At 35.8% G+C, this 12161-nt stretch carries 11 protein-coding genes; 4 read left to right on the top strand and 7 right to left on the bottom strand.

All coding sequences use genetic code 11. The features are described 5' to 3' along the window. Window positions 1–8 precede the first annotated feature (8 nt). Genes ACZZ9T_RS01085 through ACZZ9T_RS01070 form a run of 4 tightly spaced genes read left to right on the top strand, consistent with a single transcriptional unit; the run spans window position 9 to window position 1841 of the window. Complete coding sequence (locus ACZZ9T_RS01085; protein ID WP_463440573.1) at window positions 9–554, top strand: YceI family protein; 546 nt, start codon at window positions 9–11, stop codon at window positions 552–554. Then, window positions 551–1078, top strand: coding sequence for an ankyrin repeat domain-containing protein (locus tag ACZZ9T_RS01080; protein WP_463440572.1), 528 nt, complete (start codon window positions 551–553; stop codon window positions 1076–1078). The genes ACZZ9T_RS01085 and ACZZ9T_RS01080 overlap by 4 nt, the downstream gene beginning before the upstream one ends. 3 nt (window positions 1079–1081) lie before the next feature. Then, a complete protein-coding gene (locus ACZZ9T_RS01075) occupies window positions 1082–1744 on the top strand; it encodes a DOMON domain-containing protein (RefSeq protein WP_463440571.1) in 663 nt (220 codons plus the stop codon). Next, window positions 1698–1841 (top strand): T9SS type A sorting domain-containing protein, encoded by a 144-nt coding sequence (locus tag ACZZ9T_RS01070; protein ID WP_463440570.1) that lies wholly within the window; start codon window positions 1698–1700, stop codon window positions 1839–1841. The genes ACZZ9T_RS01075 and ACZZ9T_RS01070 overlap by 47 nt, the downstream gene beginning before the upstream one ends. Before the next feature lie 265 nt (window positions 1842–2106). Here the strand turns inward: ACZZ9T_RS01070 and ACZZ9T_RS01065 are convergent, their stop codons facing one another. The 7 genes from ACZZ9T_RS01065 to ACZZ9T_RS01035 form a co-directional block, all read right to left on the bottom strand. Further along, window positions 2107–2547, bottom strand: a complete 441-nt coding sequence (locus ACZZ9T_RS01065; RefSeq protein WP_463440569.1) for a hypothetical protein — start codon at window positions 2545–2547, stop codon at window positions 2107–2109. 142 nt (window positions 2548–2689) lie between these two features. After that, on the bottom strand, window positions 2690–3028 hold the full coding sequence (locus ACZZ9T_RS01060; RefSeq protein WP_463440568.1) for a hypothetical protein: 339 nt from the start codon (window positions 3026–3028) through the stop codon (window positions 2690–2692). A 7-nt stretch (window positions 3029–3035) separates the two neighbouring features. Beyond that, window positions 3036–3905, bottom strand: a complete 870-nt coding sequence (locus ACZZ9T_RS01055; RefSeq protein ID WP_463440567.1) for an RHS repeat-associated core domain-containing protein — start codon at window positions 3903–3905, stop codon at window positions 3036–3038. A gap of 26 nt (window positions 3906–3931) precedes the next feature. After that, the gene (locus ACZZ9T_RS01050; protein ID WP_463440566.1) at window positions 3932–4420 is read right to left on the bottom strand and encodes a hypothetical protein; all 489 of its coding nucleotides are present in this window, start codon (window positions 4418–4420) and stop codon (window positions 3932–3934) included. 246 nt (window positions 4421–4666) lie between these two features. Beyond that, the gene (locus tag ACZZ9T_RS01045) at window positions 4667–5140 is read right to left on the bottom strand and encodes a hypothetical protein (protein ID WP_463440565.1); all 474 of its coding nucleotides are present in this window, start codon (window positions 5138–5140) and stop codon (window positions 4667–4669) included. A 24-nt stretch (window positions 5141–5164) separates the two neighbouring features. Beyond that, on the bottom strand, window positions 5165–8713 hold the full coding sequence (locus ACZZ9T_RS01040) for a DUF6443 domain-containing protein (protein ID WP_463440564.1): 3549 nt from the start codon (window positions 8711–8713) through the stop codon (window positions 5165–5167). Window positions 8714–8720: 7 nt separating this feature from the next. Continuing rightward, on the bottom strand, window positions 8721–12155 hold the full coding sequence (locus ACZZ9T_RS01035) for a hypothetical protein (RefSeq protein WP_463440563.1): 3435 nt from the start codon (window positions 12153–12155) through the stop codon (window positions 8721–8723). Window positions 12156–12161 lie beyond the last annotated feature (6 nt).

Raw genomic sequence — 12161 nt, 5'->3', positions numbered from 1 at the left:
CTAATAAAATGAAAAATTTAATAGCAATATTATTTCTTACAATCTGCGGAAATTTGGCTTTGGCACAAAAATACAGTTCAAAAAACGGAAAAGTTACTTTTGAAGCTTCTGTTCCTTTGTTTGAAGATGTTTATGCCCAGGATAACAATAACACGGTGATTTTAAATGCTGATACCGGTGATATGGCAAGTGTCTCTCAGGTGAAAAATTTTAAATTTAAAGTGAAGCTGATGGAGGAACATTTTAATGAAAGCTACGCTGAAACTGCAAAATATCCAAAAACTACATTTAAAGGAAAAATTCAGGGATTTGATAAGTCTAAGTTATCTGCAAACCCACAGAAATACACCATACAAGGTACCTTAAACTTCCATGGTAAAGATCGGCCTGTAACTTCTACTGCAACTCTCTATTCAAAGGATGGAAAAATTTTTATACAAGGAAAATTCTTAGCAAAACCAGTAGATTTTGATGTAACAATACCAAAAATGGTTACAAAAAAAGTAGCTGAAAATGTAAACGTTGAATATAATTATACACTTTCAAAACAATGAAAAATTTAATATTAGTAATAGGATTTTTATTGAGCTTTTCTTATGTATCAGCTCAGGAAAAAGCAAAATCAGTTTTTGATATTGCAAGAAGCGGTACAGTGGCAGAGCTTAAAGATGTAATGAAACAAAATCCTGATGCGATCAACCAAACCAATGAAAGAGGATTTTCTGCATTGATTTTGGCCTGCTACAGAGGGAATAAAGAAGTTGCATCTTTTTTAATTGATAATGTAAAAGACCTTAATTATAAGAGTCAGGAAGGGACAGCTTTAGCCGGGCTTTCTATCCGTTACGATAAAGATCTGGCAGAACATTTACTTAAGAAAAATGCAGACCCCAACATTGCTGATGCGACAGGAACTACGCCTTTATTTTGGGCTGTAAAATCGGGTAATAAAGAACTTGTTGAGATGCTGCTGAAATATAAAGCTGATAAGACCCTAAAAGATGCGATGGGAATGACACCTTTTGAATATGCATTAAAAACCGACAATAAAGAAATCATCAACCTTTTAAAAAATTAATATATGAAAAAATTATTACTTATTTCAAGTCTGGCTTTGGCAACAATTGCTCAGGCACAGTTTTCATCGGGTGTGGTCAATCTTGGATCGACCGGGATGACCGTAAAGTTGGATACAACTCCTACTTTAGCTACAATAACGCTTACAGGAAGTGATACCTCTTACTTAGGAATTGGTTTCGGAAATGCTGGTGAGGGTATGCAAAGTGGGAAAGATGGTTTTATTTATAATTCAACTACCAGTAGAGATTACACATTTGTAGGAGTGGGATCAACTCCTACAGCAGATGCTACCCAAGATTGGACACAAACCACTAACACAACTTCAGGCGGAATTAGAACAGTGATTGCTACAAGATCTTTATCAGGAGGTGCAGGTGATATGGCAATCGCAAACAGTGCAGGAACACTAAATATTTTCTTTGCTAAAGGACCCGGAACTGCTTTGTCAAGTGGTTATCACGGAGGAACAAACAGAGGGTATACTTCTTTAACAATGACAGCATCATTAGGAACTAATGATTTGTTGGCAGAAAGTAAAAAAGTGGTACTTTACCCAAATCCTGCGAAGGAAACTGTAAGCTTCAAAAATGCAGATAAAATAAAATCTGTCGATATTTATGAATCTACAGGGAAGAAAAGTAAAATCTGTGAAGCTGGAAAGTGAAAGCATTAACGTTTCAGATCTGAGATCCGGAAGTTATTATCTGGAAATCACCTTAAAAGACGGAACTTTATCTTTTGAGAAATTAATTAAAGAATAAATTGGAAGCCACTGAAAAGTGGCTTTTTTGTTTTTAAACTTGAGCTTTTAGGAGCTAGAATGGATCGGGCTTATTAAATAACCTCAAGCATAACTACTGGAAACAATGTTAATAAAGAAAAATTTAAATACTTCTTTAATAAGAATGTAGCAGCAGTAAATACAAGATGCAATCTTGAGAGATAAATTACTATATAAATATTTCTTCAGGATCATCAAGGTATATATCTATAAAATCATCAAACTTATCTGATACACTACCGAAGCTACTTAATAATTTCCGCATCTGATTTAAACTTTATTTGAAACGCATTCTCCCGAATTCTAATCGTCTTACCAATTCCTTCTTCAGTTCCAAGTTTATTAAGCACATTGTCTCTTTTTTCAGAATATGAAAATATTTCATCCATTGAAAAATAAAATGGTATTATTAAATTATTCTCTAAAAACACAGCTCTATTGCTGTTCTGAAGCCAGAAGTTTTCAGATTTATTCGGATTTGTATTTAAATATAATACATAAATGTCTTTATTTTCTTGTTCCAAAACTATAAATATTTCTTTATCTATGTAGGTTCTTTTATTAACCTCTTTGGAAAGAATTTCCTTTACAGAAGCAGGCAGAAAATATAGAACATCAGATTTTGTTTTTTGTGCTTGGCAGCTAAATATAGCAAAACAGAACATTATTAATAGGTGTTTTTTCATGATCAAAATTTTATTTTTATAAGTATTTCTGATACATACCGAAGCTACTTGATAATTTCCCCATCTGATTTAAACTTTACTTGAAATGCATTCTCTCTGTTATGAATAGTAGTTTTAATTCCTTCTTCTTTTCCAAGCTTTTTTAGTACGGTTTTCCCTTTTCTGGTGAAGAAAAATATTCATCCATATCAAAATACAAAGGAATTAGTTCTGTTTCTAATAAAACAGATCTGTTACTATATTTTAACCAAAACCTTTTTGAAGAATTAGAAACTGTACTTACATATATTATATACGTTTCTGTATTCTCTTTATCTAAAACAAAGCCTACCTCTTTACCTTCTTTTTTTCTTTTCTGTACTTCTTTGTAAAGAATTTCTTTCACAGAAGCAGGCAGAAGATATACAATATCTGACGTGGATTTTTGTGCATTACAGCCATATATTAAAATGCTGAATAATATGAATATGTATTTTTTCATTACTACTTTATTTATTTTTTATAAGCCTTTTTAAGGCATCCTGTCCGATACTTTGATTATTTGTTGTTCCCACATTTTTCATCATAGTGCCATCTGGCATAACTCTATGAATTGCATTACCTCCTTTTTGAGTTCCTAAATAAGAATCTATAGCATGAATAGGAATCTTTAATTTCCCAGATGTAACTTTATCTCTACCAGATGTTCCAGAAATATTTACTCGGTCAGGGTCTTCGAGTATATTATGTGTATGTATTTGTGTAAGAGCTAGAAGTTTAGTGCCGTCAAACACTCGTCTTTCAGTATTTCCAATTATAGAAGTTTCAGCTTCTCCATCTGTTCCATCTGGTCCTCTAACCGAAGTTATTTGTGCAGTTGGTATATCGCCTCGTGTAACTTCTAAACCTACATATATTTGTCTTTCTTTAGTTTGATCGGCAATAGTTTCATTATTAGCATTATTTATATCAGAACTTATTTGAGTTTCATTTACCGTTATTATTGAACTTTTTGCTTGTAAAGCAGTGGTTGCGTCTGTAGAAAGAGATCCTCCTTTTGCAGAAATAATATCATTCCATTCATTTCCATAGATGATTCTGGTATTTTTTGTTGCAGCACCATCACTACCTAAATACTTGCCATTTGTATCTACATAATCATCAGGCGGCATACTACTTCTAAAATTCCTAAACGCCTGTTGAGCAGCAGATCCTGAAAGAACAGCCTCTCTGCCATCAGGATCTATAAACATGATCGGGTTGTCTAAAGCATAAGTATATGTAGAAAACCTTCTGCTTGTTTCTGCCAACGGATCTACGACTCCCCATCTACCGATATCAGGCATATAGAGCCTTGCGCCGTAATCATAATTTGCCATTGTACTGATAACAATGATCGTCCCATTTAATTTTTACACTTATTTTTTTGAATTTTATTTTTTCTTGGTAAGACTTCAGAAATAATAGGTGAAATATATTCAAATCCATAACCTGTGTTCTTTATAAATATGTTAGGATATGATTGAAAATTGTATATTTTTAACAATAAATATTCTTGTAAAAAAAGTGATAAATTAAGTTGAATGTTATAAGTAATATTATCTAGTTTAGAACAATAACTTGTCACCGTAAAAGATAATGTAGCTTCTTTATTATTAGAAGAAGAAGCGATTTCTTTTAACAATTTATAATCATTTTGATCGATCTCAAATCTTCCAATTTTGTACAGTAATTTAACATTATAGTTATCGAATTGTAAGGTACTTTTAGAAATGAAAGTAGGTTCTATATTAATATCATCTATTGTCAACAAAGTATAAATTTGATTTTGTGCGAATGATTGTATCGACATTACAAATGAAGTTACAATAAAAAAGATGCGTAAGATTTTCATATATTTATTTTACAATTTTTTCAACAACAGTTCTTGGTAAACTTAACAGAAAATTACCCTGTCTATTTCAGTTATTTAGGTATATTTTTACTTCAAAAATAAACAAGAGTAGGGGGGAATACCTACTCTTATTTTGATTGTTAATTTATTAATGCTGTTGAAATTCAGTGAGCTAATCTATTGAAATTGCTCATCACTGACTTTGATACATTACCAGAAAACAACACTTTCTGATACATTAGCATATTACCACCCTATATGGAATTTATTTATATCTTCTTTTAAGTTTTGATAAAAATCTGATTTAAATTGAGAGTTTTTTAAACATTTCAAATAAATTGGGTATTCTTCTTTAATTTTATATCCATTACTGGAGTTAATATTAAATATTAATATTCCTCCGTCTACTGCTTCGCAATTTTCTAATTCATAATTTTCTTTATTTATTTGATTAAACCAGTTATTATTACTCGAATAACTTTTTTGCGCTTTTATTTTTCCTTTGTTGAGAAAAAAAATATTGATTTTTTCTTTTTCGTAAGTCCATATATATGATATTTTTCCTCCTGGAGCAACAAGCTCGAAAACATTATCGTTCTTTTCCAAAAGTTTGTTTAAAAGTTTATTATTTGTAGAAAATTTTTGATTTTCTACTTTTTGAGATAAACAATTGAAAAATAAAAGAAAAGAAAACAATATAAAAATATAACTCTTTTTCATTATAATATATTTAAATTTTAATTATTATTTTTTCTTTGCATTTTGTCCAGCTTGCTTCCAAGATGAATAATCAACAGTTACTATGACACCTTTCTTTTTGAAATAAGTTACAGTTCCTGTTTTTGCTCCAATAACAAAAGAATTTCCCTGATATCCAATTTTCTCTAACCTTCCTTGCGAAATTAAGTCTGCATCTGATGGTGTTGAATGTCCTAATTGAACGCGAGATAAAATATTTATTAATATATCTGGATGGACATGCCAGAACATTTCTAATTTTGAACCATCTGTAGGTCTGAGATTTTTTCCTCCAACATTAAATATAAACATCCCTGCCTCCGTAATAATATTACCTCTTGAATCGTAAGACTGAGAAGCGGGATATCCTTCATCACTTCTAGTAACTTCGCTATCACCTTTTAACGCAAAACCTCCATTTTCTAATCCAGAAGCTCTTGTATCTTCTACAGATTGGACTACAGCATCCATTCTATTTCCAGTAGGGATGTGTGCAATGTAATCACTTTCAGTAAGACTACCTGTGTAAAACTCATTTTTATCTGTTGCTTTTTCAACATCCCTTCTTGCTTTCCCTGTTACAATATATGCTTTTCCATTATTTTGTCCGTCATCTCCAATTAATTTCAGTTTATTACTAAATGTACTTTCTCTTCCGTAAATAGGATCAGGCGGCATACTACTTCTAAAATTCCTAAACGCCTGTTGCGCCGCAGAACCTGAAAGTACAGCTTCTCTACCATCGGGATCTATAAACATGATCGGGTTGTCTAAAGCATAAGTATATGTAGAAAACCTTCTGCTTGTTTCTGCCAGCGGATCTACCACACCCCATCTTCCAATATCCGGCATATAAAACCTTGCTCCGTAATCATACATTCCAGTCTCTTGAAGTTCCTTTCCGTTGTACTTAAAATTTGTATAACTTCCGGTTCCAAAATAGGCATCTTCTTTAGGATCCCTTACAAAGCTCATTCCGAAAGGATAGTAATCATTACTGTCGGTTATTGTCAGTTCTCCGCTTGCTTCTTTTTTATAGCTTAATCTCACGTTACCCAAATGATCTTTATACTGATAAATGTACTCATTATTTTCGAAATCAAAAAAACCTTCTGCAGTGGGTACAAACTTTAACACATTATCGAAGCTTGACGTATGGATCATATTGATAAATGCTTCAGGTTCATATGCCTGCCCTGTTTGTGCATTCCATTCCCACCATAATTCATCTCCTGTAGATGATGCGTAATGAAAGCCATCGAGGTATTCTGTGGATGAGGAGTGCATCGCACCATTATCTCCCGCTGAAATGAAGCTTTTCTTGAGCTTCGTTCCGTCTGCTCTGTACAGATAACTCATACTTTTGTTATACCCGTCAATTTTAAGGAGCTTAGGGAGATTCAGGTGGTTGTAGGTAATATGATCTATCAGTTTATCGGGCATGGCGATCATATTTCCGTTATTATCATAACCGATTGAGCTTCCTCCTCCTTCATAGCCGGTAGAATTTCCTGTGCCGTCAGTAATACTTATAAGCCTGTTTCCATTATAATCATAACTTAAATTGTCAATCTGTTCGGCAGTTCCGTAATACGATGGTGCGTTTCGGGATAAATTGATGATATTGCCATTGAGATCGTAGCTTATCTGCTCATCATATTTATTGTTAACAGGAAGAGAGGTGTTTGGTTCGGAAAATACAGCTTCGGTAAGCCTGTTGAGCTTGTCGTATTGGTAACTGTATCTTCTTAATGAAGAGTCCTGTTCCGTATGATTTTTTACCCAGTCAACTTCTGCGATATTTCCGTTGTATTTGGATGCAGATAGAGACGTATTGGAAGGATTGGTATACTTTATTTCATACCCGAAAAGTTTTCCATTCAAATTCGCAGGATCATTAATCTTTGTCATCCAACCACGGATGTTGTACGCATAATCAATGCTTTGCAGAGGTGTTGCCGGATTGGTTCCGCCTACTTTTTTGTTTTGTAACTGCGACAACTCGTTATAGTTATTCTGAGCAAGAATCTCTTCCGCATTGTTATCTACTTTATGTTTATGAACCAGCAGTCTGTTCTGATGGTCATACGTAAAAGTTTCCGTGATTACTCTTTCGTTATCAGTGGCAAGTCTTTTATGTCGGGTGATCACCTGTTTGGGGGTACCCGAAAAATCAAGCTCAGATTCTGTTTTGGTGTAACCGCCGAGATGGTTGATAGAGTGGGATCCGATCGGTCTTCCCTGGGTGTCGTACCAGCTGTAGCTTTTCGTCCAGTTATCATCTTCAATGTTTTTCACATAAGAGGCAACCGGCAGACTTTTGCTGCTCACATTGGAGTTCTGGGCATCCTGCGAAAGCACGTTCTTCCCTAAAATCTGAGCCGGTATTGAAGGGCTTCCTGTAGGATAAGTATCGTAATAGTTAACGGATAATACGGTCTCTATATCTAAATAACCATTCGTGTAATAAATCTGCATTCCGTTTCTGGTAAAACCTGTCGGATGCTTTGATTCGGTAATCACCAAACCGCCTGCCTGGCTCTGCATACCTGCTCTGTTCCCGCCTGCAATAATACCTGTGTAAATCACTCTGCCATATTGGTCATATTTTGTAATGAGCCATTTACCCTGTTGATTTAAGTTGGCATCCTGCGTCATGATCAATCGGTCTGCTTTATCATACACCATATATTCCCAGCCTTTTCCGGGAAGCTTCTTTTCGACAAGGCGGTTTTTGCTGTCATAGATATACCGGTAGCAGAGATTGTTTAACGTCGTTTCATCTACCGCATTCGCTTCCACAGCCAAAGGCGGGATCACATACGCCAACTGATTGTAATCGTTGTATACATAGTAGGTGTCGGCATTTTTTGTAGCGTCCAGCACTTTTCTTACCAGCAGGATCCGGCCTTCACTGTTTTTAAATTCGATGGTTTTATTTCCGTCTTCGTCTGTCACGGTATTTTTATACAGCTGCCCGATTCCGTAGCTGCCCGATAAGCTGATTGAAGCTTGAGATGTTGTATAATTATAGGTTGCGGTGTACTTTTTTACTTCTCCGTCTGCATTGAAATCGTATTCAAATTTTACAGATTTGCCGCTCCATGCCGTGCCGACCTGTTTCTGCTCCATTACCCTGTCTAGAGGTGAGCTGTCAAATTCTTTTTTTGCAAAAATGATTTCAGATCCGTAAAGATCCGTCTGCGTAGCATTGGCAAGCGGGTCGGTGACTATAGCGCCGTTAGCGGTTCCTCCCTGGGGAACGGGAAGATAATCCAGAGCCTGCCTCCCGTACTGGTCGTACATGATATGAGACACCACATCTCTTCCCAGAGGTGAAGCTTTGATATTGACCACCTGTTTGGGCCTTCCCAAACCATCAGAGTACTGCACGGTTTCAGAGGTTTTTATGGTCTGGTCTGCATCCGTCGGTTGCGGATAATGAAGGTATGTTTTAGAATATACATAATTTTCATTCGTACTGAGATTGGCAGTCTGTGCGTAGGACAAACCTGCTACAAACAGTGCACTGATAGGGATGATTATTTTTTTCATGGTGTTTTTAATGTTTGTAGTTGTATTTGAATTCTTTAAGCACTTTACCGGTAGCATTCTCTTCCCTGATTTCTTTCAGCCTGTTGGCAGCATCATAAAGATAAATCCCTTTAATTCCCGATGGGGGAGTGACACTGGTAGCTCCCACTAAAGGATCATAGGTAAAAGTGGAAATCTGATAACCCGATAATGCCGTGTTTTTTCTGAATGTATCCAGGGCATTGATCAATGCAGGTTCATTCAAAGGATTGGATGCATCTGCATCCGAAGCGCTCACAATCGCAGTAATCAAAGACTGCGGAATATTGGAGAGTAATGCTCCTTCCACCTTTGCAATAGGCTGGGTCTGGTTGTAGCCCCAGATAATTGTGGTGGAAAAGCCATCTTTTGTTGTATACTGCAATAGATTTCCTTTACTGTCATAGCTGTCGTACGTAACTTCGGTAGAAGTATTGTTCAGAAAATCAAATGACAAAGCCGAACTTGGGAACAGGTTTGCAGGATGGTCATATTTTGATTCTGTTTTTCCGATTATTTTACCAGGGTCTGCAGAACCCAGTTTTTGAAGGACAGAAGTTTCTAACGGAACAGCGATCATATTGGCATTGATCAATCTCGTGTTGCCTTTCTCATGAGCATACTGGTAATTGGTTTCAGTAATTTTTGAATCTGAATGAATAGTCACCTGTTTGGTAGGATAATCTCTTGTGTTAAAAGTATTGTCCTGGTATGTTTTTAAGGTTTTTCCGTTAAGATATTCTGTGGTTTCAGAATGATTCTGATTGGCTCTGCCTACAATTTCCCGGCTTGGAGTTTTTGCGATAATTCCTGAAGGATCACCTCCGTTTCCTGCACAGTAATTGCTGGGATCAAAAACATTCACACATCCCGCTACATATTGCTCATAGGTTTTAAAGCCACTTGCATAGAGATACTCTGTATAAGGGGATTGCATATGTCTTAAGTTAAGACCGGTCAGTTTTTCTGTATCTGAAGTGCTGTAAAGGTTGATTTTTTTAGACAAAAGACTGGAAGCATTGTCCTTTCTCTGTTCTTCATTCAGCAAACCTCTTTTATAATCATAATTTCCAATCGGAGCAAATGGCGGAAATTCTGAAGACATCAGTTCCGGATTGGGAGAATCGATGGGAGAGCTGTAGATATAAATGCTTTCCCCCTTATTGTTTTCTGAAACTTTTATTCTCTGGTAACCTACATCTGCACCCTGCGTTTTCTGTACCGGCAAAAAGTTATCAGAAGAATAAACAGTAAATGTATTATTGAAATCTTCTTGGCATCCTTTTGTTATCGTAGTACATTTATAAACAAAGGTATTTGCATAATTATACGTGTAGTGATGCAGAGGTTTGGGAAACACCAGTGCACCGCTGCTTTTTGAAATATCAGCAGCATCTGTATAAGAGAAATTTATTTTTTTCGCAGGTTGGGTATCTCCTGGTTTGTCGTAATAGCTTATGCTGTTGATTCTTACACCGCCACCTGCTAAATAATTTTTAAGATTGGTGGTTTTTTTTGTCTTATGGGTTACGGTAAAATTAACAGTACCACTGTAATTTGCCATAAAATCTACATTGAATACCGTGTAATATTCTCCGGCTTCAAAATATCTTGTATGGTCCTGCGGAAAAGCAGGATCAGGATCTACGGCTGGTCCCACACTTCCTGCAGGGATATATGTATTTCCTTCTTTTCTGAAAAAAGAAACGCTCCACGGATAAGCTGTTGTCTGACTCGCAAAAGTCTGAATATCTACAGTTTGAGGACTGGCTATTGTAAAGAAATATTTTCGTGCATTATTTTCTGTTTTCAGATAGGTAACTTCATTGGTAGACGCCGTCCAGTTATCCGGATTCTGATAAATATCTACAGGCTGATCACCGGTAAAAGAATAGGTATTGGCACCAAAATCAAAAACCCTCACTCCTCCCGATGGAAGTTTCATGCTTTTCAGAATATTGACAGGCATGCATTCTACAGATGCTTCTTTTGCCAAAAGGTAATTGGCTGTAGGCTTTACACAGTTAAAATGGTCCCAGTGATCTTTTCCTAAATTGAGGCCAGAATTATTCTGATAATAATCAAAAACGTAATCAAACTCTTTAGATAAAGCAGAATTGTATTTTGTTATTTTTGAGAGAAAAAGCCGTTTATCGTCCATATCTCTTCCCAATATTCTATAGGTAAAATAATCGTAATCAAATTGATAAGTCTCTAATGTTTTTCCTGCAAAATCTGTTGTACTTATCTTATCCAGCTTATGAAGTTGTTGGGGATTTGTGAAATTAGAATCCTGCCTGCCCTGCAGATAGGTAAAGTTAATTTTCCCTTTACCGGGAACTTCAATGTTCTGCAAAATTCTTACACCGGTATTGGTGGTGGTACTATTGGTTTCCTGTGATGCCGGTATTTCAGAATCAAAAGGAAACTGTTGAGGAGTGAGCGGAATATCCATAGCTCTGTAGACCTGAGAATTGTCTGTATAATACACTTGATGCTCCTCGGGATAATAATTAAATTTCACAAATTCTGATTCTGCCGAATCAGTTATTTTGGTGAGGTGAAAAGCAGAGATGGTTGTTCCCAAAGATGATTCATTGGTATTGATAAATCCTTTGAAACCCACTTTATTTGATAATGTAGACCGGGTTGATTTTTCTACTGTATCAAAAGTGTATTTATTTCCCTGTTCGTCAGTAATCACAAAAGCCGTCGGTTCAAAAGCATTATTAGGATTTGAAGTTATGATGGTTATTTTAAGATTGTTTCTATCTAATTTTTCTACGAACAGATGATTATCAGAATCTTTTTTAATGATAAATCTCCCTGTTTGCCCCATAAAATTGTATTGATACAGATCGTATTCCGTATCATATCTATTGATAAATGCCGCCTCATAAAACAATTTTTTAAACTGAGGATTGCTGGGATCCAGACCAATACCGGTTGCCTGGGCATCAAGATATTTTCTGGTATAGTTTTTATCTGTAAACTTTGACGTAAACTCATCAAAATAAATTCCTATGGTCGGTATACCTCCCATAGCTGCTAAAACAGCCTGATCATCCGGTGTACCGCGTACTGTTCGTGTAATGCTTCCGCCTGCAAATAAACTCCAGCCCAAACCGATATCGCCGGCTTTATCATCAGGTTTTGCATTGAGTGGATGATAGTTTAAAGATACCCCTACTGCAATCTGACTGTTAGCTGAAAGATTTGCGATAGGTATTTTAATATCAGGAATTCCTGTATAGTTGCTTACCGGAACTTCCTCAAATTTCATAAGACTGTTTGCCGCAGGTGCTGCAGGAAATAATTGTTTGATATTGTCCATCGGATTGCTTACAGACGTTGGCGGTTCCGCTGTCTGAGAAAAATGATATTGTGACACCAGTATAATTAATGGCAATAGTATTTTCTTCATGTGTGT

It is taken from the genome of Chryseobacterium sp. AC417 (genome assembly GCF_979258215.1).
This window is presented reverse-complemented; position numbering and strand designations above follow the sequence as displayed.